This is a genomic window from Mycobacterium intermedium (genome assembly GCF_002086275.1).
Lineage (GTDB): Bacteria > Actinomycetota > Actinomycetes > Mycobacteriales > Mycobacteriaceae > Mycobacterium > Mycobacterium intermedium.
Window position 1 is genome coordinate 1 of record NZ_MVHT01000017.1, and the last position, 24,327, is coordinate 24,327.

Here is a 24,327-nt window from a genome sequence, read left to right on the forward strand (position 1 = left end):
CGACCTTCATGGCAATCTCGCTGCGAGGGTTTGCCTTCGCGGGCTCTGGGGGCGGCGAGATTGCGGTGGTGGTTGTGGTTTGGGCCGCCATCACGACCTTCATGGCAATCTCGCTGCGAGGGTTTGCCTTCGCGGGCTCTGGGGGCGGCGAGATTGCGGTGGTGGTTGTGGTTTGGGCCTGCATCACGACCTTCATGGCAATCTCGCTGCGAAGGTTTGCCTTCGCGCGCTCAGGGGGCGGCGAGCTTGCGGTGGTGGTTGTGGTTTGGGCCTCCACCACGACCTTCACGGCAATCTCGCCTGAGAGAGTGTGCCCTCGTGTGCTCTCGTGCGCCTAGGGGGCGGCGAGGTCGGATCCAAGCGCTCACGGCAAGTACACCAGGCGGGTGAGCCGGGCACTGGGAGCTGTGCGAACATCGTGGCGTGACTGACCAGATCGTCGAGATGATGAATGCCAATCTGGCATCGACCATTCCGGTTGCCGACAAGATGGGGCTGAAGATCGTCGAGGCACGGCCCGGCTTTGCCGCCGCCACTGTCCCGGTCGAGGGCAACGGAAACCATTTCGGCGTCATCTACGCCGGTGTGCAGTTCACCGTCGCCGAGATTCTGGGCGGCATCATCGCGCTCGCCACGTTCGATACGAGCAAGTTCTTTCCATTGGTGAAGAACGTGGACATCACCTTCGTCAGTATGGCCACGACTCCATTGCGCGCCGAGGCATCGATGGACGACGAGACGATTGCCCGCGTCGCGGCCGAGGCGGCAGAACGCGGCAAAGCCAACTACACGCTGGAGGCCGTCGTCTCCGACGCTAACGGCACGGTGGTCGCCACCACCCGAGGGCTGTATCAACTTCGCGCCCACAACCGTTGATGGCAGTTGCCGGGCTCACACCCGCTTAGCGGTGGTCCAGAGCATCCGCAACGTCCCAGCCGTGTTCTAATGGCCAGATCAGCCAGACCGACACTGTCTCGACTGCACGAGGGATCAGTTTGCCGCGGTTCCTGAAGGTGCCCGCGTTGGCTTCGGTCGCGCAGATGCCGACCGGGCACATCGTCGACCTGCCCGGTCGTGGCAGCACCTATGTTTACGACTCGGGACCGTGCGACGGGCCGACCTACATCCTGTTGCACTCCCTGGCCTGCACCGGACTGATGACGTGGTACCCGGCGCTGGACGTGGTGCGGCGTTTCGGTCGCGTGGTGGTCTTCGATCAGCGCTGCCACGGGCAAGGTATCTCGCCGCCGCGGTTGCTGTTCGAGGACTGCGCCGACGACGTCGCCGCACTGGCCGACGTTCTCGATATCCCCAGCTTCGTTCCGGTCGGCTATTCCATGGGGTCGCTCATTGCCCAGCTGGTGTGGCGACGCCACCGAGACCGGGTCGACGGGCTTGTGCTGTGCGCGGCCACCGCGGCGGTGAGCCGTGCCCGCTACGAGCGCGTCGCCACGGGGCTGTTTGCGGCGCTTGTCGAATCGTTGACCCCTGCGCCGCGGCTGTACCCGCCCGCGGGAGCGGTCACCACTAGCTTCTTGGCCGACTATCAGTGGGTGCTGAACCAGGCCCGCGCCACCTCGCCAGGGGGCATCACCCGTGCGATCGCCGAAGTTGTCCGGTTCGACTCGACGACGTGGGTCGGCGACATCGACGTGCCCACGTCGCTCGTGGTGACCATGAAAGACCGGGCATTCGGCGTGCGGCGTCAGCAGTGGCTGGCCGACCACATCCCGGGGGCCGAGGCGGTGCCGGTCGAGGCCGGCCACGCCGGTTGCACCCTGCAGCCCGCGGCGTTCGTACCCGGACTGGCCCGCGCCGTCGAATCTGTCCACCGCCGGCTTCCGGTGTCGCACGGCGCCACCGAGGCTGTCAGATAATCAAAACGTGTCGGTGCCCTGGGAGGAACGGCGGTGAAGCGACTCAGCGGCTGGGATGTGCTGATGCTCGCCAGCGAGACGCCCAACGTCCACCAGCACACCCTCAAGATCGCGATCGTCGACACCAGCGGATTCGACGGCGCGCCGACTTTCGAGGCGTTCCGCGAGGTGTTCCGGGCCACCCTCCCGGTCCTCGAACCGATGCGCTTCCAACTACTGAAGACCCCCTGGCGAATCCATCGTCCGGTCTGGCGCGAAGACGCCGAACTCGACCTGGATTACCACCTGCAACACGTGCGGGTGCCCGCTCCCGGAGGCCGGCGCGAACTCGACGCGGTGATCGGCGCGATCGCGAGCACGCCACTCGACCGCCGCCACCCGCTGTGGCAGTTCTATTACGCCGAGGGACTGGCCGACCAGCGCGTGGCAGTGATCGGCAAGGTGCACCACGTCCTGGCCGACGGGGTGGCCTCGGCGAATCTGATGGCCAGGGTCATGGCGTGGCCCGCCGCCGAAGCGTCGCCGCAGTCGACTTCGCCGCCCGCTGAGAGCACCCCCGACACCCATCCCAACACCAGAGAAGTGCTCCGCTTCGCGGCACGTGATCATGCCGCGCGGATCCGGAGCCTGCCGGCGGCGGTGCGGGACGGAGTGGTCGGGGCTTACCGGCTGCAGCGTCGAGCGCGGGAGCGTTACCGGCATCCGGAGCTGGCCGCCGCGTTCGATCCGGCGCCGACCTTCCTCAACCACAAACTCACGCCAGGGCGAACCTTCGCCAGCGCTGCCGTGCCCCTTGCCGACATCAAGGCGATCAGCAAGAAGTTCGGCGTGACCATCAACGACCTGGTGCTGACCATCGCCACCGGTGCGCTGAGGCAGGTGCTGCAGAATCACGGCGAACCCGCCGACCGGCCCTTGGTCGCCTCGATCCCCACCGCCACCGACACCTCGCCGGACCGGATCAGCGGTAACGCCCTGTCAACCATGCTGGTTTCGCTGCCCGTTCAGGCGGCCGATCCGCTGCAGCGGCTAGGCCTGATCCGCACCTCAACCCGGATAGCGAAGGAAGATCACCAGCTCCTGGGCCCCACCCTGGTCAGTCAGTGGTTGGAGTTCGTGCCGCCGGGCGTCACGCGCACGACGTTCCGCTGGATGTCGCGGCGAGAGGCGCCCAACCAGCTGTTCAACGTGATCATTTCCAACGTGCCCGGGCCGCGGCAACGCGGCAATATCGCCGGAGCCGTGGTGACCGAGTTCTACTCCGTGGGACCCCTGGCCGCGGGGTCTGCGCTGAACATCACCGTGTGGAGCTACGTCGACCAGCTGAGCATCTCGGTGCTCTCCGACGACGCGACGCTGAACGACACCCACGAGGTGACCGACGCGTTCGTCGCCGCGTTCATCGAGCTGTACGAACGAGCGGGGTTGGCCGGGAGCACGGACATCCCCGCCGCGATGCCCAGCTGACCAGGCGCCGCCCACAGCCCATCGTTTATCGACGCGGTGGTTCGGGAACACTGCCGGCAACTACCTGATCCGGTGAGCGTCGATGACCTCTGGCGTGTAACCGCAGCAAGAGGGATCGCCATGACCGCCAAGCACCGCATGACCCCGTCGATGCAGCGAACACAGCCGAGGCAGCAGCGCGCTGGCTGGGCGCTCGGAATCGGGTCCGCGTCGCTGCTGTGCGCCGCGAGCTTGGCCGGGCTGATCCTCGATGCGCAACAGGCTAACCGGGCGACGGAGGCTGCCGCGGTGACGGTCGACGCACCGTCGCATGCCCGGCCGGTGAGTCAAGAGGGCACGCTGATAGCGGTGTCGGCGGACTCAATCACCGCACGCAGCGCCGATGGATACACGCAAACCTATCTGCTGACGCCAGACACCACCGTGATTGCGGCCGGAGATAACCAACCGGCTACCGCTGCTTCGTATTTCACGGTCAATGACGAGGTGACAATCGTCGGAACCATGCAGAGGGGCACCGCGACGGCGACGGCCGTGGCCGCGCGACACCTCGCGCACGGTGGCGCACAGCCAATGGATTTCGGATTTTGAGCATCAACCGGCCTGTGGCCGAATCGAAACGAAGACAAGGTTAGGGTCCGGGCCAGACCTGGGTATGCGTTTTATTGTGAGTTCAGCACTTTCCGATCAGCCGATGCAGCTGACGTGCGCCGGTGCCGCCGACGCCGTCACGGCGGCCGAATGCCGCCGCGCGCTGGACCGCTGGCTGCAGGCAAAGGTGCGGGGGGTTGGTGAACTTCGCGACGACATCATCCTGGGCGTCAACGAAGCCCTGGCCAACTGCGTCGAACACGCCTACCGCGGCCAGCAATGCGTGGGCACCATGCGGCTCCAGGCACGCTACGACGCCGAGGCGGAGTCGCTCACCGTCTGCGTCAGCGACCGCGGAACCTGGCACTGGCCTTCTCCGCGGCCGCCGGAAGACCCGCACGCTTCGCGCGGCATCCTGTTGATGCGCGCCCTTGCCGATCATTGCGCCATCCAGGCTCGTCCCGATGGCACCACCGTGCGTCTGGACTATTCGACGGCGCCCCAACCGGTAGGACAACGGCAATAGCCACTCGCTAGTCGAAGATGTCGCTTCGCACAGTGCCGGAGGGCGCGGCAGGATCGACGAACCATTCGTATCGGAACACCACACCGAGCAGTCGAGGTGGCAGGCGCAGTGACAGGCGCAGCGTCCGAGCACCCAGCCCATCTCCCACTTGAGATTTATGGGCGGAAAGCGCGCGGCCCTTCTGGCGGACGAACTGACGCACGTCGATGCGGTGGGTTATGGCCGCTCGCGGTGCGTATGCCGTGCGTGCCACGTCCGGGTCGTACGGTGGTGGCAACCGCAACATGCGGGCGACGTCACCGACGCGGATGAGCGTCTCGCGCGGCATCGTGGCTTCCAGAACCCGTTGGGTCCCAGCCAATTCGGCGGCGCGTTTGCCGACCCGATGCACGTGCATGTGATCCCGGTGTCCGTACCCGCCGTTGCGCTCATAGCTGAGCAGCAACTGCGCATCTTCTTCGCGGAGTATCGAGGCGAGCCGCTGGGCGGCCTCGTCCACATCGGTCCGCGCGAACCGGACCCGCCCAGGCGGATCCGGGTAGAAGTCGGGCCCGTGGCCACTGTCTGCATAACCGAGGCACTCAAGTCGGTGTACACCGAGAATCGTTGCACTCGAGCGCAATTCATTCAACCGCGTGTCGTCGGGCGCACTGTGCATTCGTCCGTCGGTCGCGGTGACCAAAACCACACGATGCCCCGCGGCCGCCGCCTTCGCCAGCGTGCCGCCGGTGAGGATCGCCTCGTCGTCGGGGTGAGCGTGAAACGCGACTACGGTGGCCATGACTTGCAGTATGCCTGCCGTGACCAATTCGCTTGGCGTTCAACGTTCGGTGTGAGAATTCGCCGCTCGGGTATATGAGGCTGATGTTTTCCGAGCAGCGGCCCAGCTAGATGGCGCACCCCAAACCGATACCTGATGACCTGCGCCGGCTGGCGGCGGCGCACCGGGTTGCAACGTCTTACCGAAACGAGCGACGCGAGCCGGTCGAGGTCGACGCCGATGTGGTGATCCGGGTGCTCGGACTGCTGGATGTCGATGCGGGCACCGAACAGGATCGACGCCGCGAGCTGGCCCGGCTGGCCGAACGCGACAGCGCCGGCCTGCTGCCGCCGACCGTAGCGGTGCGAGTCGACGGACGGCCGCAGCCGCTGCCAGGGGCGACTCTGCTGGTCCACGAGGAAGGCGCCCGCACCGAGGTACCTGACGAGTTCCCGGCAGGACTGCCACCCGGCTGGTACCGCTTGTACACGCGCGACGGCCAAGAGGTCACTCTGGTGGCGGCTCCGCCGCAGGTTCCGGCGCCACCGGATACCTGGGGCTGGATGCTGCAGCTCTATGCGCTGAGATCGGCGCGCTCGTGGGGCATCGGCGACTTGGGCGACCTGCGGGAGTTTTTGCAGTGGACGGCTGCGGACCACGGCGCCGGAGCCGTGCTGCTCAACCCGTTGCATGCACCCGGCCCGACGCATCCGGTGCAGCCGTCGCCGTACACCCCGTCGAGTCGGCGCTTCGCCAACCCGCTCGCTCTGCGTATCGAGGATCTCGGCGCCTACCGTCGAGCCGACCCGGTCACCCGAGCGGAGGTGGATGCCCTGCGCGTGTCGGCCTGCACTCCGCGGATCGATCACGACCTGGTGTGGGCGGCCAAACGAGCCGCGTTGGAACTGCTCTGGCGCGCCGAGGGCCGGCCCGCCCCGTTGGACCACTCCGACGGCCTGCGCGACTGGGCGACGTACTGTGCGCTGGCCGAGCGGCACGGCGGTCGCTGGACCCGATGGCCCGAACCGCTGCGCGATGTCGCCGGCCCCGCCGTGGCCGCGGTGCGCCGCGAACTGGCACCCCGGTTGGCCTTCCACGCCTGGGTGCAGCAACGGTGTGCCGAGCAGTTGGCCGCGGTACGCGACGCCGCCCGGGAGGCCGGGATGGCACTCGGCGTGGTGCACGACCTCGCGGTCGGAGTCGACCCAGAGGGAGCCGACGCGTGGGCACTCGCCGACGTGCTCGCCACCGGGGTGAGCGTGGGCGCGCCGCCGGACAACTTCACCCCGCGCGGGCAGGATTGGGGACTGCCGCCGTGGCGGCCGGACCGCCTTGCCGCCACCGGGTATGCCGCGTTGCGGGACATGTTGCGCGCGGTCCTCGCCCACGCCGACGGGCTGCGCATCGACCACGTCGCGGGCCTGTGGCGGCTGTGGTGGATTCCCCCCGGCGAGGGTCCGGATCGCGGCACCTACGTCTACTACGACACCGAGGTCCTGCTCGCGGTCCTGGCCCTGGAAGCACACCGCGCCAAGGCCACGGTCGTGGGCGAGGACCTTGGAACGGTCGAACCGGAAGTGACCGACGGGCTGGCCGACCGCGGGATGCTGGGCTGCGCGGTCTCCTGGTTCACTCGCGACCAGTCCGTCCCGGACGAGCCGCTACTGCCGTCGGCGAAATGGCCGTCGCGGGCGGCCGCCAGCCTGTCCACGCACGATCTGCCCACTGCCGCGGGCTTTCTGCGTGGTGAACACGTGCGGGTACGCGCCGATCTCGACCTGCTCGATGACGTGCCGGCCGAGTGGGCCACGGCCGACAAGGAGCGCGCCGAGTGGCTGACGCTGCTTCGCTCGGAAGGGCTGCTGCCTGAGGACGGATCCGAGCCCGACGAGGCGTCGATCATCGTTGCGATGCACCGGTTCTTGGCGTCGACCCCGAGCCGGTTGAAGTTGATCGCACCCTACGACGTGATCGCCGAGCCTCGGCAACCGAACCTGCCCGGCACGATCGACGAGTACCCGAATTGGCGACTGCCGCTGCCGGAGACGTTGGAGGAGTTACGTAACGACCCACGGGTCGCCGAGATCGCGGCCTTGTTCAGCCGTCCGGCAAGCTGAATAGACGAGCGGCGTTGTGATGGAACACATTTCGCAGCCAGTCGTCATCGATGCCGGGTAGCCGGGTCAGGACGCGCAACGCGTCGAGGAATCCGTACGGGATGTTCGGAAAGTCGCTGCCGAACAAGATGCGGTCGGCGTGGTCGCGCAGCCGAGGGTATTGCGAGCGTGGGAAAGGCATGAGTTCCTCCACGAACGGAGTGAAAGCCATCGTCGTGTCGAGTCGTACCTCGTCGTATCGGTCGGCCAGGTCGAGGAACTCGGAGTATTCGGGCATGCCCATGTGCGCGATGACGAGGCGCAGTCGCGGGTGGCGCCGCAGCAGCGCCGCGACGGGGTCGGGTCCGGTGTGTTCACCGGGTGCGGGGCCGGATCCGCAGTGGATGACCACCGGGACGGCCGCGTCTTCGATCACCCCCCACGCGCCGTCGAGCAACGGGTCGGTGGGGTCATACCGGCCGACCTGAACGTGGGCCTTGACCACGCGCGCACCGGCCTCGACGGCCTTCCGGACGTAGGCTTCGGCGCCGGGTTCGGGGTAGAGCGTCGCCGTGTGCAGGCAATCGGGGGTCGCCGCGGCGAACGCGGCGGCCCACTCGTTCAGCCATGCCGCCATCTGCGGTTTGTGCGGGTAGACCAGCGACGTGAAGGCTCGGACCCCGAACCCGCGCAGCGTCTCCAGTCGATGCTGCTCGTCGGTGCGGTAGGCGACCGGCCACGGACGTCCCACCAGCGGGCCGGCGTCGTCGAAGTAACGCCAGACCTTGTCCATCACCCGCTTGGGCATGAAATGCGTGTGCACGTCGACGATGCCCGGCAGACCCAGTGACCGCCAAAGTTCGCGTATCGAATCCGTTTCGTCCATCGACAGCGAGGATGTCAGGTCAGGCCGGTGCCCTTCCCAGGTGCTCGTCGACGCACCCGATGAACGCCTGGCACGCTGCCGAGCGCAGATCCGGCCGGGGTGTGACGAGATGAACCCGGCGGTGCATGTCAGCGCCGCGGACCGGCCGTAACGCGAGGGTCGGGTCGGCATCCGCGCGGGTGCGTGCCACAGATTCCGGCAGCAAGGCAACGCCGAGGTCTTTCCGGACAAAGTGGACGACCTCGTCGACGCGGGTGACTTCGAACGCCACCCGGCGGGGCACGTCCGCGAACCCGCGGTCCGTCTCGTGGCGCAACCCGTATCCAGGAGGGAAATCGATGAACGACAGCTCCGCCAATTCGGTCACTGACACCGACGAATGTCTGGTCAGCGGGTGTTCGGCGGGCATGACAGCGACAAGCGGCTCGCTGAACAAGTGGGTGAAGATCAGATTGTTGTGGCTTCGGGACACATTGGAACCCACGATCGCCGCGTCGAGTTTGCGCTCAGCCGCGGCCTTCACCAGGACATCGCTTCCGCCGCTGCGCAATGTCACGCTGACATCGGGATACCGGAGGTGAAAGTTCGCCATCAACGCTGCGACGTCGAGGCTTTCCGATGGGATCTCCATCATCCCGACCGTGAGCCGGCCGGTAACGCTGCCGCTCAGGGCCTGCGCATCGAACTTGATGCGCTCGACCCCGGCCACCACCTGGTGCAGCAACGGCATCAGCGACTCCCCGGCGGGGGTCAGTGTCACCGTCCGGGTGGTTCGTTCGAACAGCCGCACACCGAGTTCCTCTTCCAGGCGGCGCACCTGCTGACTCAGCGCCGACTGGACGACGAACTGTCCCTCGGCTGCCTTGGTAAAGCTCTTGGTCTCCGCGAGAGCCACCGCGTAGCGGAGTTGCTGCAAATTCACACTGATCACTATTGCTGATGAATCTGATCAGATCTATTCGTTGGACTCCTAGGTGGCTATGCCACCAGGATGGGGCCATGTCCGCTGAGGTCACGCTGCGCCCGCTGAGCTTGCCGCGTCCCCCGGCCAGCAATGACTGCTCGGTGGCTGAAGTGCGTGACAAAATCACCGCGGAGTTAGACGCGCTGCCGTTTCTCGGCAGCCTGGCATGCTCGCATGCGGAATTGGTGGCCGGGTCACTCGTCGAGGTGGTGTTCACCTACACCGTCGGCAGCTCCGGCATCGCCGATAGCGGCTGGCTGAAGCTGTGCTTCCGCTACTACTCCGACTGGGACTTGCAGACCTCGGAACCCGGCGGGCGCGACTACGCGACGGCCCGGGTGCTTCAGCGTTCGCTCGTGGGCGGCGCCTCGACGGACGCGGCCGCGACCGTACAGAAACTGGCCGTCCGTTACGACGTCAAAGGCGGTGAGCGGCCGTTTCAGAAGTCGTTGCTGGTTCACGTGGTGGACGGTTACCTGCGACCCGGCGATGTGCTCGAAATCCGGCTCGGCGACCGCAGGTTCGGCGGTCCAGGCACCCGTGTGCAGACGTTCGTCGAAGACGAGTTTGAAGCCCACCTGTTCGTCGACCCGCTGGGAACCTCGCGGATGGCGCACGCGGCCGTCAACAAGATTGCGATCGTTCCGGGTCAACCAGAACATGTCGTCGTCCACGGCCCGCGTGTCGTGCGCGGTGACGTGTCGACCGTTCGGTTGCGGACCCACCTCCAAGACCGGTGGGGCAACGTCTGCACCGGCACTGCCGCCACCGTGAGCGCGCACGTTGACGGCGTACCGGTGGCCAGCACGACCATGCCGGCAGCCGGCTGGGCCCAGGGGGAACTGACGGTGCCGGCTACCTCGGGTCGCGTCGACGTGATCGCCAAGACCGGCACCACGGTCCTCGGCCGAGGGTCGGCCCTTATCGATGTTCTAGACGAATTCCCGAGTCCCCGTGCTTATTTCGGTGATCTGCATGTGCATTCCAATGACACCGTAGGCACCCAGAACACCGACTGGAACCTGCGCTATGGCCGCGACATCGGGGCACTGGACGTTCTGGGTTACACCGCCAACGACTTTCAGATCACCGACGAAGCGTGGGTCGACGTCGTCACGGCATGCCGGGAGATATCGCAAGACGGGACCTTCGTATGCTTCCCCGGCGTCGAATGGTGCGGAAACGCCGGTGTCGGCGGCGACCACAATGTCGTGTTCCTCGGTGAGGACACCACCCTGGCTCGCTCGCTGGAATGGCGCCAAGGCATGGCGAGCACGTCGCCGACGCCGCAAAACTGGCCGATCACTCAGTTGTACGCCGCTTACGAGAAGGATCCGGAGTCCTATCTGTTGATCCCACATGTCGGCGGCCGACGCGCGATCCTGGATTGGCATCACCCTGATTTGGAACGGCTCATCGAGGTGCATTCCGCGTGGGGTAGTAGCCCGTGGTTTCTCGAGGACGCGCTGGCGCGGGGCCTTCGGTTCGGTGCCAGTGCGGCCAGCGACGAGCACCGCGGCAGACCCGGCGGCGGGTCCCCCGGGGCCAACATCTTCGGCGGATACGGCGGACTCACCGGGATCCTGGCACCGGCGCTCACATCCGCTGAGGTTGGCCGCGGGTTACGCGCGCGCCGCACCTGGGCCACCACCGGGGCGCGCGCGGTCGCTCTGTTGCGCAGTGGTGACCACTGGATGGGCGACGAGATTTTCAGTGAAACAACAGATTTGGCGGCAAGCTACGCCCTCTACGGCACTGCGGGCTGGGAAGAGGTCCTCGCCTACGACACAACGGGACCGGTGTGGCGGCGTGACCTGCACGCCGAGGCGGGGCTCTCACGGCAGCTGGTCCGGATTCGCTGGGGTGGCGCACGGCATCGCGACCGTTACCGCTGGGCTACCTGGGTGGGGCGGATGAGTATCGACGGCACCGCGGTGGAAGACATGACACCCTGGGCGGCAACGCATCCCGAACAGCGCCTGGAACTGCACGGTGCTGAGGCCGAATGGCGAACGACCACCTACGGTTCCGACATCGGTTTGGTCGCCAGGCTCGCCGACCTTGGCCGAACCCGTTTTGAAATCGAGGCTAGGGTGCTGGAGGACGACTTGACCACCGGCTTCACCGTGAACGGGGCGGACCTGATCGCTGACGGTCACCGCGACGTCGAAGTCGGCGGCCTGAATTTGAGGATTCGCCTGGAACGTATCGCCGAACCCGCGGCGCTACCCAGCACCGTCAAGGGAGACCTGAAATTGCACCTGCCGCCTGCTGACAGCGCAATGTACCTGCGCGCCAGGCAATTCGATGGTCACCAGGTGTGGACCAGCCCGTTGTTCGTGCGCCGCGACACGAGGCAGCGGTGATGTGCGGCCGTCGCAGCAGCCTGACTCGGCGACTGCACATCGATCTGCACCGCGTCACGCGCGCGTCCTGTACGGCGTCGATCATTTCCGCCTGAATCCCTGTTCGACTCACCCGTTAAGGAAACGCATGTCGCGTCACCGATTTATCGCCGCGGCGCTTGCCGCCGTGGCCGCGGCAGCCCTGGTGGGCTGCTCGCACTCGACCAACTCCACCGCGTCCGCGCCCGTGTCACTGCGGCTGGGCTATCTGACGCGCATCACCCACGCGTCGGCCCTCGTCGGAATCACCGATGGCCTGTTCACCAAACAGCTCGGGCCCAACGTCAATCTCACGACTCAGCCGTTCAGTCAGGGCACCGAGGAAGTGACCGCGCTGCTTTCCGGCCAACTGGACGCCGCTTACGTTGGCCCCAACCCGGCATTCAATGCCTGGCAGAAATCGAACGGGACGGCCATCAGGATCATCTCCGGGGCGGCCAGTGGCGGAACGTCTTTGGTGGTCAAGCCCGGCATCACGTCCGCTCAGGACCTGCGCGGCAAGACAGTAGCCGACCCGGCCTTGGGTGGCACTCACGACGTCAGCCTCCGCGACTGGTTGGCGAGGAATGGCTTGCACACCAATACCCAAGGTGGGGGCGATGTTTCGATCAAGCCGACCACTCCCGAGTCGGCCATCGTGCAGCAGTTCATCTCCAACCAGATCGCCGGTGCCGTCAATTCGGTGCCCTTCGATGTGCAGATGATCAAGGCCGGAGGCGTGCGGTTGTGGTCGGATCCCAACACGATCACCGTGCTGGTGGTCCGGCAGGACTTTCTTGCCGCGCACCCGGACGCGGTCGCGGGGTTGCTGCGCGCTCAGGTCGAAGCGAACGACATCATCGCGCACGACCGGGCCCATGCCGCGCAGTCTGCCAACGCGGCATTGGCCAAGACCCTCGGTAAAAGCCTTGATCCCGACGTGCTGACCGCGTCGTTCGAAGAGACGACCTTCACCAACGATCCGGGGATCGACTCGCTGCGTGACGAGGTGAACAAGGCGGTGGCAATTGGGCTGCTCAAGCCTCTCGACGTCAACGGGTTGGTCGACAAAGGTCCGCTCAACGCCGTGCTCGCGGCGTCAGGCAAACCTCAGGTCGCAACGTGACTCGCTTCGCCTGCCCCGACCTCGTGCCTCAGGCGGAAGTGCCGTCCGCTGTGCGACTGGACGCTGTCTCCAAACACTTCGGGAACGGCCCGTCGGCGATCAGCGCCGTCGACAATGTCTCCCTGCACGTCGCAACCGGTGAGTTCGTTTGTGTCGTAGGCGCATCCGGCTGCGGCAAGAGCACCCTGTTGTCGTTGATCGCCGGTTTGGAAACGCCATCGAGCGGCGCGATCGATACCCGGGGGCGGCGCGTGGCGCTGATGTTCCAGGAGCCGGCACTGTTTCCGTGGCTCACGGCAGCCGCCAATGTCGACCTGGCACTGCGTGCGCGCGGTACGCCGCGTCCGCAACGGAAGGAGCGGGTGGCCCGATTGCTGTCGACGGTGGGGCTAGGTGACTTCGCCGCAAAACGCCCTCACCAACTGTCCGGCGGCATGCGGCAACGCGTGGCGCTGGCGCGCGCGCTCGCTCAGGACGCCGACGTGTTGTTGATGGACGAACCATTCGGCGCGCTGGACGCGTTGACCCGCGATCGCCTGCATGCCGAACTGGAACGCATTGTTGCGGAACAGGGTTTGACGGTCGTGTTCGTGACGCATAACGTGCGCGAGGCGGCGCGGCTGGCCGACCGGATCCTAGTGCTCAGCCCGCGTCCCGCCCGCGTCGTCGAGGAGTTCGACGTCCCGATGCCGCGACCCCGCGACGCCAACACCGCCGAGGTGGCCGAGCTGGCCGCCCGCATCACCGCGCGACTGCACGACGAGGGGATCGGTGATGGGAGATAGGGGCGGTATCGCCACGCAGAACTACCGGTTGACCGCAGCGTCCCGGCGTAGCAACTGGATTCGGGATGGACTGGCCTCGCTGCAGGCGAAATTCCTGGCCGTCGCCGTGATCCTCGCGGTGTGGCAGGCCGTGTACGCCAGCGGTTGGAAGCCGTCCTACGTGCTGCCCAGTCCCGGCACCGTGGCGGCGAACCTATGGCAGCAGGTGCGGGAACCTTTGCTCTGGGACGCCGTCTGGACAACGATGAACCGGGCCCTTGTCGGGTTCGGGCTCGCTCTGCTTCTCGGAACCGTTGCCGGCGCAGTGATCTCGCGGAATAACCTACTGCGCAAAGCATTCGGGCCGATCATCACCGGTCTGCAGACCATGCCCGCGATCGCATGGTTCCCGTTCGCCATCATCTTCTTCGGCTTGCACACCTCCGCGATCCTGTTCGTCGTCGTCATAGGCGCCGCGCCGTCGGTAGCGATCGGGGTCATTGCGGGGGCCGACCACATCCCACCCCTGCTGTTGCGGGCGGCCAAGACCATGAACCTGCAAGGCGTCGCGTTGTACCGGCACGTGATTCTGCCCGCGTCGCTGCCGATGTTCGTCAGCGGACTGCGACAAGGCTGGGCCTTCGCGTGGCGCAGCCTCATGGCCGGCGAATTGGTGGTGCTTGTCAGCAACACCGCATCGATCGGAGTGCTGCTCGAAAACGCGCAGAACATGAGTGACATGCCCGCGGCCATCTCGATCATGATCGTCATCTTGTTGATCGGCATCGCCATGGACGGCGCGTTCGCCGCCGCCGACCGGCAGGTCCGCCGCCGCTGGGGCCTGCTCGAGGTCGACGGTGAGTGACCCGTTCCGCATCTGGGCGTTTGGAGACGCGCACGTAGGTACGGACAAGGCGCACGGCAGAGAAAGCCTCGCCGAAGCGATCGCGCAGTCGGAACGCGGCGGCAGCGAAGGCGGACCGCCGTTCGAATGGGACATCGCGATTGACGTAGGCGACATGTCCGGGGCGCACCACGGCTTGCCCGACGACGACGAGGGCCGAGAGTTGCGGCGTCAGTTCGACAGCTTGCGCGACCACCGCCGCGAGGACATCTACAGCGTGTGCGGCAATCACGACCGCAGCGGACTCGACGAACCCGAGGCGTGGTGGTGGCAGAAGTGGGTCGATCCGCTCGGGCAGCACACCGCCTTCTCCGGTGTCGACAGCGCCGCACGGCGCTACCCGGTCAGCGGCGTTTGGCAGCACTACTCGTTCCGGGTGGGGAACCTGCTGTTCCTCATGCTCAGCGACCGCAACGAACCAACCCAAACCGTCGGACGCGGGACCCTCGGGGGCAACCCGGGCGGCGTTGTCACCGGCGAGACCTTCCGCTGGTGGAAACACATGGTCTTGAGCAATCCCGACGCCATCATCGTCACCGTCCACCACTACGTCCTGAAGAACACGACGGTGGCCTCCGGCGAATGGGAAGGAGTCCGTAAGGGCCCGGACGGGCGATGGCAGGAGCACTATCACCGCCCCTTCGACCTCGGCACACCGCAAGGGGCCTCGTATCTCTATTGGGTCGACAGCCAACCCGATTCCGGCGCGTTCGAACGGTTCCTGGCCGAACACCCCGGCCGGGTGGCGCTATGGATCGCCGGCCACACCCACACAAACCCCGACGACAGCTACGGGGGCAAGACGCATATCGAGCAACGCTGGGGAACGTGGTTTCTCAATGCCGCGTCGCTGAGCCGCTACCACATGCCGATAACGACGCTCCCAGTCAGCAGACTGCTGACGTTCACTCCGGGCAGTCCCGACGTGCGCATCCAGTGCTATCTGCATACCAGCCAGTACGCCGCACAGGGCTGGTACCCGAACGCCGAAAGGACCATCAGGCTCAACAACCCGTTCGCCGGGCCGAGCCAGGAGGCGCCATTCCCCGCCCGCCCGTTGGACCGGGTCATCAGCTGATTTCAGCAGCTCACAGGTGTACGGTCCGGGCAGTGGTAGTCACCTGCGAAAGATAAAAGGTACGCGCGTGCCAGAAAACCATTGCGCGATCGTGACCGAACCGCTACTTTGTTCCGAGGGGAGATCTGAGTCACACCGGTGGGCATGGTTTGGCACGGTTCGTCTTCATAACCGGGAGGGCGGTCGCATACGCGACCGGGATGAAGGGAAACAGTTCGTGTCAGAATCACGACCGGCCGGACGGCGAGTGCGGCTTGTCTCGCTGACCACCGCGCCCAGTGTCGCCACGGCGGAGGATCGTGCCTGGGTTCAGCAGGGTCTTTGCAAGGATGTCGATCCTGACCTGCTTTTCGTGCGCGGAGCGGCGCAGCGCAAGGCGACCGCCATCTGCCGGCAATGCCCCGTCCTGCAGGAGTGCGCGGCCGACGCATTGGACAACAAGGTCGAGTACGGCGTATGGGGCGGTTTGACCGAACGTCAGCGCCGGGCACTGCACAAGCAGCACCCCGACGTGGCCTCCTGGTCGGAATACTTCGAGAACCGCAAGCGCCGCGGCGTCAGCTGACCACAACCCGCATTCGCAGCGCTTCGGGTCCGTCGTTCATCATTACGGTTTTGTTACGCCTCTCGAGCAATTCGCGAGGCGTCTCCGTTTGCGCTGCGTAGCGTCCTCGGCCGTTAGAAGTATCAACTACTTGCGATTGCACTTTTGAACCGATACCGTCGGCCGCAGGGAGTCCTGCGGACCGCTGGACGGGTCCGCATCAGCTCCGTATGAGCAACGAAACGGACAGGAGCGGCGATGGCTCGGTTCCCCAAGCCGGCGGAAGGTAGCTGGACCCAGCACTATCCCGAACTGGGCACCGGCCCGGTGTCGTACGAGGACTCGATCAGCCCCGAGATCTACGAACTGGAACGCGCCGCAATCTTCAAGCGCGCCTGGCTGAATATTGGCCGCGTCGAACAACTTCCCCGCAAGGGCAGCTACTTCACCAAAGAGCTCAAGGTCGTCAACACCTCGATCATCTTGGTGCGAAACACATCTGGCGAAATCAAGGCCTACCACAACATCTGCCGCCACCGCGGCAACAAGCTGGTATGGAACGACATGCCGCTGGAGGAGACCAGCGGTGTCTGCCGCCAATTCACCTGCAAGTACCACGCGTGGCGTTACGACCTGGACGGCAACCTGACGTTCGTGCAGCAGGAAGAGGAGTTCTTCGACCTCGACAAGAGTCGCTACGGATTGGTGCCCGTGCACTGCGACGTTTGGGAGGGCTTTATTTTCGTCAACTTCGCCAAGAAGCCCGAACAGACGTTGCGCGAATTCCTGGGGCCGATGGTGACGGACCTGGAGGGTTACCCGTTCGGCAAGTTGACTTCTCGCTGGTACTACCGCTCCGAGGTGAAGGCGAACTGGAAGCTGTACATGGACGCCTTCCAGGAGTTCTATCACGCACCGGTACTGCACGCGAACCAGTCGCCGACGAGCTATTCAAAAGCCGCGGCGGAAGCGGGTTTTGAGGCTCCGCACTACCGGCTGGACGGTCCCCATCGTCTGGTCAGCACGTCGGGTGTGCGCGCGTGGGAGATGCCGGACGAGATGCGCAAGCCGGTGGATGACATCTGCCGTAGCGGGCTGTTCGGCCCCTGGGATAAGCCCGACCTGGGCGAGATGCCCAAAGGTCTGAATCCGGCGAAATGTGACCCGTGGGGCCTGGATTCGTTCCAGCTGTTCCCCAATTTCGTCATGCTTTTCTGGGGGCAGGGGTGGTATCTGACCTACCACTACTGGCCGATCTCGTACAACTCGCACATCTTCGAGGGCAACTTGTACTTCCCTCAGCCGCGCACTCCGCGTGAGCGCGTCGCCCAGGAACTGGCCGCGGTGACCTTCAAGGAATACGGCTTGCAAGACGCCAACACCCTGGAGGCGACTCAGAGCATGATTGAGTCGCGCGTGGTCGACAAGTTCCTACTCAACGACCAGGAGATCCTGTTGCGCCACCTGCACAAGGAAACCGCGGCATGGATCGACGAGTACCAGCGGCAGCTGGCGGCTGGGGTGTGAGGACACGATGACGCAGAAATCACCCATGCTACCAACCGAATTCGCTGACCTAGAACCTTTCGCCGACTGGTGTCTGCCGACCGAACCGCAGCGCTACGCGAAGCGGCTCGCAAGCTCGATGACGGAGATGAAGGCGTTCTACGACGCCATCACGCCACGCGCCGAGGAAGCGCTGTCCTACTGCGACAAGTTTCCGCTGGACGACCTGCCAGAGGACGTCCTCAACCTCATGCACCTGCTGTACTCGATGATCATGGTGTCTTTTCCTGTCGAGTGCTGGAAGCAGCCGCGCGTCCCCGATTCAGGGGCTTCGACGCTCGACTGTGTCTTAGAGCCGTATCCATGACGGATGTGACCGTCCTGCGGGCCGCCCGCTGGGCCGACGTCGACACCGGACAAGTTCTGTCCCCGGCGGTCGTCCTGGTCGAGGGACGGCGCATCGCCGCAATCAATCCGGAAGGGCCCCTGCCGGATTCGGCGGCGGTTGTTGATCTCGGCGATGCCACATTGTTGCCGGGCCTGATGGACATGGAACTCAACCTGCTCATCGGTGGCCCAGGCGGTCCCGAAGGCCTACCGGCGCCGATGCATGGCGTTCAGGACGATCCGGCGTATCGCACCCTGCGTGGCGCGGTCAATGCCCGCACCACGCTGGAAGCCGGGTTCACCACCGTGCGCAACCTCGGACTGATGGTGAAAACGGGCGGTTACCTGCTCGACGTCGCGCTGCAGCGCGCCATCGACCAAGGCTGGCACGTCGGTCCTCGCATCTATCCCGCGGGCCACGCCGTCACCCCGTATGGGGGGCACCTGGATCCGACGGTCTTCCAGCGGTTGGCGCCGGGGATCATGCCGTTGTCGGTCGCCGAAGGCATCGCCAACGGGGTGCCGGACGTAATCGCCTGTGTTCGTTACCAAATCCGCCACGGCGCCAAACTGATCAAGGTGTCGGCGTCGGGCGGGGTGATGTCGCACAGCACGTCACCGGGTGCTCAGCAGTACTCCGACGCCGAATTCGCCGCGATCGCCGACGAGGCACATCGGGCCGGGGTGCGAGTCGCCGCCCACGCCGTCGGCGACGCCGCCATCCAGGCGTGCATCAGGGCCGGAATCGACTGCATCGAACACGGTTTCCTGGCCAGCGACGAGACGATCCAGATGATGGTCGACCACGGCACCTTTTTGGTCTCCACCACCTACCTGACTGAGGCGATGGCGATAGATCGCATCGCGCCCGAGCTCCGCAAGAAGGCCGAGGATGTCTTCCCGAAGGCAAAGGCGATGCTGCCCAAGGCTATTGCCGCCGGTGTGCGTATCGCGTGTGGTTCCGACGCGCCGGCGATTCCGCATGGCCAGAACGCCAAGGAACTCGAGGCCTTGGTAGCCCGCGGCATGACGCCCATGCAAGCGATCCGTGCCGCCACGGTGGTGGCCGCCGAGCTCGTCGAAGCCGACCACGAGTTGGGCCGCCTCGCGCCCGGGTACCTCGCCGATGTCATTGCCGTTCCCGGTGATCCGTCCCAGGACATCACCGCAACCCAGAACGTCACGTTCGTCATGAAGGACGGACAGATCTACAAGGTGCCGGCATGAGCGACCAAGAACTAGATCCGGCAATGGAACTCACCGAGAACCTTCTGTGGTTGCTCAAGCAGGCGTTCTATTTCTCACTGACCACCGTTAACGACGCTGTCAGCGGGCACGGTGTAAGCACCGCCCAAATCGGTGTGCTGCGGCAGCTTTTGAATTATCCCGGGCTGTCCGGCGCCGAACTCGCGCGTCGATTGTTGATCTCGCCGCAAGGCGTACAACTGGCCATTACGGCGCTGGAGCGGCGCGGTCTGGTCGAACGCAGGCAAGACCCGCAGCACAAGCGCATTCTGCGGACCTACCTGACCGACGAAGGCCGAAGCGTGGTCACCACGGTGATCAGTGACGCCGTGGCCGCACACGAGAAGGTGTTCGGCGTGCTGAGTGCCGAGGAACAGCAGACCCTGCGTGACTTGTTGGGGAGAGTGGTCGAAAAGGGTACTGGGCATGAGCTCTTCAAGGACCACGTGTAGGCGAGTGACGCGAGGGTGGCGGAGTTCGAAAAGTTCACGCGTCGCCGTGGAACCGTTCATCGGGTTCGCGCGGAGGATTGCGACGGCCGGACGACGTGCCAGAGCCGGCCTTTGAGGGGACCCGTTTGTAGCTCGTCGCGCAGTCGTCACAGCATGAGCAATGAACTCGGGCCCCTTTTGTCGAACCGCACATAGGCCGGTGCTCCATGCATCAGGGCCAGAGCGTCGAGAACTTCGGCCACGCCTCGGGCTGCAAAAGCAACCGCAGGAATTCTTGAGAAGAAATGCCCGGTCCGGAAGGCTGCTTGACGATACGTCGTTCGAATTGCGTCATAAAAACAGAGGCGGTCCCGGCCACGGCGTGTAGCTAACACTAGGAAGAACGCCGCCGAGCGACGACGCGGGTCCTGGCCAGGTGAACGTTAAACCGTTGAGGCTGAGGCCATACCCGGTCGGGTAAATGTTATACCCATAATTGACCGCAAGATACGAGGTAAAGTACAAAAGAGGGTTCCCAAAGTAACTTAATGAATCTACGTGGTAAGAGGGAATAAAGAAAGAAACAGGTATCGACGTAGTAGCCGTCGCCTGAAAACCTGCTGCAAACAACGTTGCGGATCCTAATGGTGTGTTGAGCCTCAGGCCTATTTCAGTGCCGAAAACATTGTTCTGGCTATATGCCTCAAGTGGGCCAAGGTGATAACTGACGGTTTCCAAGGGAGTCGCGGCGGCACCAGTCGACGCTTGACCTGTTCCGATTAGAGGATGGCTCTGTAGACCTTGCGCTGCCGCATTCGCAGCATTGGTTAGTACCTGCTTGCTGTTCGCCACTTCAGTAACGGCGTACTGCGTAACTCCCCCATGCAAGAGCTTGACGAATTGATCATGGAAGAGCGTGGCTTTGGCGCTAACCGCTTGAAACTCCTGCGCCTGCGTGCCGAAAAGTGCATTGATTGCCTGGGACACCTCGTCGACGCCGGGCGCTGCGATCGCTGTCGTTTGGTCCGCTGCCGCCGCAGTGGCAGCGCGCAGTCCGGCGCCCAGGTTTCGCAAATCCTCAACCGCTGCCAAAACGGTGGCCGGGACGAGATTCAGCATCGACACTTGCTTGGTCCTTCGGCAAGGCATCTGTGGCATAGACCGAACGTCAGACCAGCAGCCTAACAGCCAGTGAGATCGTTGTGTCAACGTTTGCTGAAACTACCTCGGCGCGGGCACGGACGAGTGAAGCCATGTCGTCGAGGGTGCCGATAGCTCGCCGGCACTGGTCATGCGAGTCATCGGTGTCTACGGCCAACTCCTCAAAATCCCACGACGCCATCACTGTGGGGATCGACCAGCAGCGGCGCAGCCCGAGCCCGAGCCGACTTGGGTTATGTTTGCGTGCTGTAGGAACCCGGCTACTCGGTTACGCGATTGCGCGCACGCAACGAGCGAGAGGAATCGATGACCCAGGGTCTGGTGGTGTTGCTGGCGTTGCTCGCCGCGGTGTGCATGGCGATCGGCATCGTGGTCCGACAGCGCGCCACCATCGACGTTCCGCACGAGTACGGTGTCAGCGCTCATATGCTGACGACCCTGCTGCGCAAGCGACTCTGGTGGTTGGGCAGCGGGGTGGCGGTGGCGGGTTACGGCTTTCAAGCTCTCGCCTTGACCAAGGGTTCCATCTTGCTGGTGCAACCGCTGATGGTGTCGTCCTTGCTGTTCGCGTTGCCGTTGAGTGCCCGGTTGGCGGGCCGACGGGTAACGCGGGCCGAATGGTTATGGGCGCTGCTGCTCACGACGGCATTGGCGGCTTTCGTGGCGTTGGCGCGGCCGAAGCACGGTGATTACGTCGGCAACTGGGTGGCGTGGGGGGTAGTGGCGGCCGTGCTGACCCCGCTGATCTTCGGATGCGTGCTCGTAGGAGCCCGATCAGCCGGCCCGCGGCGTGCAGTGCTGCTCTCGGTGGCGGTCGGAGTGTTGTTCGGGGTGGTGGCGACGCTGACCAAAATGGTCATGCACGTGGTGGATACCAACGGGCCGGTCGCGCTCGCACTCCTTCCGGGGTTCTACGTGCTCGTCGCGGTGGGTCTGCTGGCCACGTTGCTACAGCAGTCCGCCTTTCACGCCGGTGCGCTGAAGGTATCGGTCCCGACCATGCTCGTGCTGGAACCCGTGATCGCTGTGCTGCTGAGTTCGCTGGTTTTCGGGGAACATTTGACGCTATCCGGCGTCCGGATGCTGGTGCTGCCGATCGTGGTCCTCGCGATGGCCGCCGCGACAATTGCGCTCGCCCGCGACGAGGGTGCCTACGAAGACCAACTCGAGGCTGAGTTGGCGCAGCGGTCCGAATAACGCTCTAACTGCGTGCCTGGGTGCGCCCGTGCGTGAGTTGATGCGGCTTGATACCAATCACAAGTACTTGATACTGTGGATGACGATGCATGATCCCGCGCCGGCAGTTGCCGACAGTGCCGTCACAGAAGCGGTAACCATCGAGTTGAACCGACGCTCGATCACGGTCGCTCACAACGACGGCGAAACCGTGCTGCAGACGGCCCGCATGGCCGGCCTGCAACCGCCTTCGTCATGCGAAATCGGTTCCTGCGGAACATGTATGGCCCGCTTGACCGATGGCTCCGTCCAGATGCTGAACAACGACGCGCTCGAGGACGACGAGGTGGCTCAGGGCTGGATCCTGACCTGCCAGTCGTTGCCGACCAGTCGCACGGTCCGGGTGATCTATGAGTAGGCAGAGTGTGAGCCGGGTGGCCGTCGTGACCGGGGGCGCCTCGGGCATGGGTGAGGACACCTGCCACGAGCTCGGCCGGCGCGGGCACAAGGTCGCGGTGCTCGACGTCAATGAGCAAGCCGCACAACGTGTTGCCGAAGACCTGCGGGCAGACGGCGTCCAAGCCGTCGGCATCGGCGCCGACGTCACCGACCGCCCCGGCGTCGAGCAGGCCTTCGACAAGGTGCGCAGCGAATTCGGCCCGGTGTCGATCCTGGTGACCAGCGCGGGGATATTCGGATACTCCCCGTTTGCCGACATCACCACCGAATCCTGGGCCAGGATCATCGACGTCAACCTGACGGGGACGTTCCATTGTTGCCAGGTGGCATTGCCGGACATGGTGGCCGCGAAATGGGGTCGCATCGTGATGATCTCGTCGTCCAGCGCGCAGCGCGGATCACCGTTCGCCGCCCACTACGCGGCGTCCAAAGGAGCCGTCATCACCCTGACCAAGTCGCTGGCCCGCGAATACGCATCGCGTGGAATCACCGTCAACAACATCCCGCCCTCGGGCATCGAGACGCCGATGCAGCACGCGGCGCAAGCGGCGGGATACCTGAAATCCAATGAGGAGATCGCCGCCAACATTCCGATGGGCCACCTGGGCACCGGCGCCGACATTGCCGCCGCGGTCGGGTTTCTGTGCTCGGAGGAGGCCGGCTTCATCACCGGTCAGGTGCTCGGCGTTAACGGCGGCGCGGTGATGTGAGGCAGGAGGTGCAGCGTGGCCAGAGAGGGTAGACCCGCCGAGGGATCTTGGACCGAGCATTACCCCGAACTGGGAACCGGTCCCGTCTCATTCAAGGACTCCACCTCACCGGAGTTCTTCGGACTGGAACGCGAAGCCGTGTTCAAACGAGCCTGGCTCAATGTGGCCCGGGTGGAGGAACTTCCGCGCGTCGGAAGTTATGTGACCAAGGAAATCGAGGTCGCCCGCGTCTCGGTCCTACTCGTCAAGGGCCGCGACGAGAACATCCGCGCGTTCTACAACGTCTGCCGCCACCGCGGAAACAAACTGGTGTGGAACGACTTTCCCGATCGCGAGACACGCGGAACGTGCCGCCGGTTCACTTGCAAGTACCACGGGTGGCGCTACAGCCTGGACGGTGCGCTCACCTTCCTGCAACAGCAGTCGGAGTTCTTCGACCTCGACCCCGCCGACTACGGCCTGAGTCCGGTGCACTGCGATGTGTGGAATGGCTTTGTTTTCATCAACTTTGACCCCAAGCCGCGGCAGACCCTACGCGAGTTCCTCGGTCCGATGATCACGGGCCTGGACGACTACCCATTCGACAAGCTGACCGAGCGCTACGGCTGGGTCGCTCATAACAACAGCAACTGGAAGATTTTCGCCGACGCGTTCCAGGAGTACTACCATGTCCCCTCGCTGCACCCACAGCAGGTGCCGCCGGAGGTGCGTGTCCCGAACGCCGGATTCACCTGCGGCCACTTCCAACTCGACGGTCCGCACCGGCTGGTGTCGACTGCCGGGCGACGACGCTGGTTGCTACCGCCCGAATACATGTATCCCATCGAACGGGCCACCCGCAGCGGCCTGGTCGGGCCGTGGCGCACCCCCGACATCGGCGAGCTACCGGCCGGGCTCAATCCGGGCGGCATAGAACCATGGGGTATCAGCAACTTTCAGATCTTCCCCAACACCGAAATCCTCATCTACGGCGGTTGGTACCTGCTCTACCGGTACTGGCCAACCTCGTACAACACCCATCGGTTCGAGGCCTACACCTACTTCCACCCCGCTCGCACGGTGCGCGAGCGAATCGAACACGAAGTGGCGTCGGTGGTGCTCAAGGAGTTCGCACTACAGGACGCCGGCATGCTCGGCGGCACGCAAGCCGCGCTGGAGTACGGCATCGTCGAGGACTTCCCCCTCAACGACCAGGAGATCCTGGTGCGGCACCTGCACAAGGTCGTCGTCGACTGGGTCGAGGCCTACCAGCGCGAAACCGCCGCGGCCCCGGCAGGAGTCTGAG

24 protein-coding genes and 1 pseudogene are annotated in these 24,327 nt (G+C 64.9%); 20 read left to right on the plus strand and 5 right to left on the minus strand.

Annotated features, from left to right (window positions below):
* Window positions 1-289 (minus strand): annotated as a pseudogene (locus BST27_RS31265) (hypothetical protein); the annotation flags it as partial.
* A 134-nt stretch (window positions 290-423) separates the two neighbouring features.
* Between BST27_RS31265 and BST27_RS08570 the strand changes: the two are divergent.
* The 5 genes from BST27_RS08570 (at window position 424) to BST27_RS08590 (ending at window position 4,461) form a co-directional block, all read left to right on the plus strand.
* A complete protein-coding gene (locus BST27_RS08570) occupies window positions 424-876 on the plus strand; it encodes a PaaI family thioesterase (protein ID WP_232007339.1) in 453 nt (150 codons plus the stop codon).
* 137 nt (window positions 877-1,013) lie between these two features.
* Window positions 1,014-1,877 (plus strand): alpha/beta fold hydrolase, encoded by an 864-nt coding sequence (locus BST27_RS08575; protein ID WP_232007344.1) that lies wholly within the window; start codon window positions 1,014-1,016, stop codon window positions 1,875-1,877.
* Between the two features lie 33 nt (window positions 1,878-1,910).
* The gene (locus BST27_RS08580) at window positions 1,911-3,344 is read left to right on the plus strand and encodes a WS/DGAT/MGAT family O-acyltransferase (RefSeq protein ID WP_069420470.1); all 1,434 of its coding nucleotides are present in this window, start codon (window positions 1,911-1,913) and stop codon (window positions 3,342-3,344) included.
* Window positions 3,345-3,464: 120 nt separating this feature from the next.
* Window positions 3,465-3,935, plus strand: coding sequence for a hypothetical protein (locus BST27_RS08585; RefSeq protein ID WP_069420471.1), 471 nt, complete (start codon window positions 3,465-3,467; stop codon window positions 3,933-3,935).
* Window positions 3,936-4,038: 103 nt separating this feature from the next.
* Window positions 4,039-4,461: an ATP-binding protein gene (locus BST27_RS08590; RefSeq protein ID WP_069420472.1), complete on the plus strand. Its 423-nt coding sequence runs from the start codon at window positions 4,039-4,041 to the stop codon at window positions 4,459-4,461.
* A gap of 7 nt (window positions 4,462-4,468) precedes the next feature.
* Here BST27_RS08590 and BST27_RS08595 read toward each other — a convergent pair whose 3' ends face one another.
* Window positions 4,469-5,242, minus strand: coding sequence for a PIG-L deacetylase family protein (locus tag BST27_RS08595; protein WP_069420473.1), 774 nt, complete (start codon window positions 5,240-5,242; stop codon window positions 4,469-4,471).
* A gap of 110 nt (window positions 5,243-5,352) precedes the next feature.
* Between BST27_RS08595 and malQ the strand changes: the two genes are divergently transcribed.
* Window positions 5,353-7,338, plus strand: a complete 1,986-nt coding sequence (gene malQ, locus BST27_RS08600; RefSeq protein ID WP_069420474.1) for a 4-alpha-glucanotransferase — start codon at window positions 5,353-5,355, stop codon at window positions 7,336-7,338.
* Here the strand turns inward: malQ and BST27_RS08605 are convergent.
* Together BST27_RS08605 and BST27_RS08610 are read right to left on the minus strand one after the other, a co-directional pair.
* Window positions 7,319-8,203 carry an amidohydrolase family protein gene (locus BST27_RS08605; protein ID WP_069420475.1) on the minus strand — a complete coding sequence of 295 codons (885 nt, stop codon included), beginning with the start codon at window positions 8,201-8,203 and terminating at the stop codon, window positions 7,319-7,321. The two genes, malQ and BST27_RS08605, sit on opposite strands and share 20 nt — an antisense overlap.
* Before the next feature lie 19 nt (window positions 8,204-8,222).
* Entirely contained in the window at window positions 8,223-9,125 is a 903-nt protein-coding gene (locus tag BST27_RS08610) for a LysR family transcriptional regulator (protein ID WP_069420527.1), read from the minus strand.
* Window positions 9,126-9,202: 77 nt separating this feature from the next.
* Between BST27_RS08610 and BST27_RS08615 the strand changes: the two genes are divergently transcribed.
* The 10 genes from BST27_RS08615 (at window position 9,203) to BST27_RS08660 (ending at window position 19,557) form a co-directional block, all read left to right on the plus strand.
* Entirely contained in the window at window positions 9,203-11,533 is a 2,331-nt protein-coding gene (locus BST27_RS08615) for a CehA/McbA family metallohydrolase domain-containing protein (RefSeq protein WP_069420476.1), read from the plus strand.
* Window positions 11,534-11,660: 127 nt separating this feature from the next.
* Window positions 11,661-12,677, plus strand: a complete 1,017-nt coding sequence (locus tag BST27_RS08620) for an ABC transporter substrate-binding protein (RefSeq protein WP_069420477.1) — start codon at window positions 11,661-11,663, stop codon at window positions 12,675-12,677.
* Window positions 12,674-13,462, plus strand: coding sequence for an ABC transporter ATP-binding protein (locus BST27_RS08625; protein ID WP_232007340.1), 789 nt, complete (start codon window positions 12,674-12,676; stop codon window positions 13,460-13,462). The genes BST27_RS08620 and BST27_RS08625 overlap by 4 nt, the downstream gene beginning before the upstream one ends.
* Window positions 13,452-14,306 carry an ABC transporter permease gene (locus BST27_RS08630; protein WP_079219898.1) on the plus strand — a complete coding sequence of 285 codons (855 nt, stop codon included), beginning with the start codon at window positions 13,452-13,454 and terminating at the stop codon, window positions 14,304-14,306. The genes BST27_RS08625 and BST27_RS08630 overlap by 11 nt, the downstream gene beginning before the upstream one ends.
* Window positions 14,299-15,423, plus strand: a complete 1,125-nt coding sequence (locus BST27_RS08635) for a metallophosphoesterase (RefSeq protein WP_069420478.1) — start codon at window positions 14,299-14,301, stop codon at window positions 15,421-15,423. Before BST27_RS08630 ends, BST27_RS08635 begins: the two co-directional genes overlap by 8 nt.
* A gap of 217 nt (window positions 15,424-15,640) precedes the next feature.
* On the plus strand, window positions 15,641-15,988 hold the full coding sequence (locus tag BST27_RS08640; protein WP_079219897.1) for a WhiB family transcriptional regulator: 348 nt from the start codon (window positions 15,641-15,643) through the stop codon (window positions 15,986-15,988).
* Window positions 15,989-16,225: 237 nt separating this feature from the next.
* Window positions 16,226-17,494, plus strand: a complete 1,269-nt coding sequence (locus BST27_RS08645) for an aromatic ring-hydroxylating oxygenase subunit alpha (protein WP_069420480.1) — start codon at window positions 16,226-16,228, stop codon at window positions 17,492-17,494.
* A gap of 25 nt (window positions 17,495-17,519) precedes the next feature.
* Window positions 17,520-17,840, plus strand: a complete 321-nt coding sequence (locus BST27_RS08650; protein ID WP_372515550.1) for a hypothetical protein — start codon at window positions 17,520-17,522, stop codon at window positions 17,838-17,840.
* Complete coding sequence (locus BST27_RS08655) at window positions 17,837-19,087, plus strand: metal-dependent hydrolase family protein (RefSeq protein ID WP_069420482.1); 1,251 nt, start codon at window positions 17,837-17,839, stop codon at window positions 19,085-19,087. Before BST27_RS08650 ends, BST27_RS08655 begins: the two co-directional genes overlap by 4 nt.
* Before the next feature lie 23 nt (window positions 19,088-19,110).
* Window positions 19,111-19,557 (plus strand): MarR family winged helix-turn-helix transcriptional regulator, encoded by a 447-nt coding sequence (locus BST27_RS08660; RefSeq protein WP_069420530.1) that lies wholly within the window; start codon window positions 19,111-19,113, stop codon window positions 19,555-19,557.
* Window positions 19,558-19,887: 330 nt separating this feature from the next.
* On the opposite strand, the gene BST27_RS08665 is transcribed toward BST27_RS08660, so the two are convergent.
* A complete protein-coding gene (locus BST27_RS08665; RefSeq protein ID WP_232007346.1) occupies window positions 19,888-20,655 on the minus strand; it encodes a PE family protein in 768 nt (255 codons plus the stop codon).
* 348 nt (window positions 20,656-21,003) lie between these two features.
* Between BST27_RS08665 and BST27_RS08670 the strand changes: the two genes are divergently transcribed.
* The 4 genes from BST27_RS08670 (at window position 21,004) to BST27_RS08685 (ending at window position 24,326) form a co-directional block, all read left to right on the plus strand.
* Window positions 21,004-21,894, plus strand: coding sequence for a DMT family transporter (locus BST27_RS08670; protein ID WP_069420531.1), 891 nt, complete (start codon window positions 21,004-21,006; stop codon window positions 21,892-21,894).
* Window positions 21,895-21,979: 85 nt separating this feature from the next.
* Window positions 21,980-22,291 (plus strand): 2Fe-2S iron-sulfur cluster-binding protein, encoded by a 312-nt coding sequence (locus BST27_RS08675; RefSeq protein ID WP_232007341.1) that lies wholly within the window; start codon window positions 21,980-21,982, stop codon window positions 22,289-22,291.
* Window positions 22,284-23,042 carry an SDR family NAD(P)-dependent oxidoreductase gene (locus BST27_RS08680; RefSeq protein WP_197518143.1) on the plus strand — a complete coding sequence of 253 codons (759 nt, stop codon included), beginning with the start codon at window positions 22,284-22,286 and terminating at the stop codon, window positions 23,040-23,042. The genes BST27_RS08675 and BST27_RS08680 overlap by 8 nt, the downstream gene beginning before the upstream one ends.
* A gap of 15 nt (window positions 23,043-23,057) precedes the next feature.
* On the plus strand, window positions 23,058-24,326 hold the full coding sequence (locus BST27_RS08685) for an aromatic ring-hydroxylating oxygenase subunit alpha (RefSeq protein WP_069420484.1): 1,269 nt from the start codon (window positions 23,058-23,060) through the stop codon (window positions 24,324-24,326).
* The last annotated feature ends 1 nt before the right edge of the window (window position 24,327 follow it).

Coding starts and splice junctions, on each gene's coding strand:
- malQ (WP_069420474.1), top strand. CDS start 5,353: ATGGCGCACCCCAAACCGATACCTGATGACCTGCGCCGGCTGGCGGCG.
- BST27_RS08605 (WP_069420475.1), bottom strand. CDS start 8,203: ATGGACGAAACGGATTCGATACGCGAACTTTGGCGGTCACTGGGTCTG.
- BST27_RS08585 (WP_069420471.1), top strand. CDS start 3,465: ATGACCGCCAAGCACCGCATGACCCCGTCGATGCAGCGAACACAGCCG.
- BST27_RS08665 (WP_232007346.1), bottom strand. CDS start 20,655: ATGCTGAATCTCGTCCCGGCCACCGTTTTGGCAGCGGTTGAGGATTTG.
- BST27_RS08615 (WP_069420476.1), top strand. CDS start 9,203: ATGTCCGCTGAGGTCACGCTGCGCCCGCTGAGCTTGCCGCGTCCCCCG.
- BST27_RS08595 (WP_069420473.1), bottom strand. CDS start 5,242: ATGGCCACCGTAGTCGCGTTTCACGCTCACCCCGACGACGAGGCGATC.
- BST27_RS08650 (WP_372515550.1), top strand. CDS start 17,520: ATGCTACCAACCGAATTCGCTGACCTAGAACCTTTCGCCGACTGGTGT.
- BST27_RS08660 (WP_069420530.1), top strand. CDS start 19,111: ATGGAACTCACCGAGAACCTTCTGTGGTTGCTCAAGCAGGCGTTCTAT.
- BST27_RS08630 (WP_079219898.1), top strand. CDS start 13,452: ATGGGAGATAGGGGCGGTATCGCCACGCAGAACTACCGGTTGACCGCA.
- BST27_RS08590 (WP_069420472.1), top strand. CDS start 4,039: ATGCAGCTGACGTGCGCCGGTGCCGCCGACGCCGTCACGGCGGCCGAA.
- BST27_RS08675 (WP_232007341.1), top strand. CDS start 21,980: ATGCATGATCCCGCGCCGGCAGTTGCCGACAGTGCCGTCACAGAAGCG.
- BST27_RS08620 (WP_069420477.1), top strand. CDS start 11,661: ATGTCGCGTCACCGATTTATCGCCGCGGCGCTTGCCGCCGTGGCCGCG.
- BST27_RS08680 (WP_197518143.1), top strand. CDS start 22,284: ATGAGTAGGCAGAGTGTGAGCCGGGTGGCCGTCGTGACCGGGGGCGCC.
- BST27_RS08670 (WP_069420531.1), top strand. CDS start 21,004: ATGACCCAGGGTCTGGTGGTGTTGCTGGCGTTGCTCGCCGCGGTGTGC.
- BST27_RS08645 (WP_069420480.1), top strand. CDS start 16,226: ATGGCTCGGTTCCCCAAGCCGGCGGAAGGTAGCTGGACCCAGCACTAT.
- BST27_RS08655 (WP_069420482.1), top strand. CDS start 17,837: ATGACGGATGTGACCGTCCTGCGGGCCGCCCGCTGGGCCGACGTCGAC.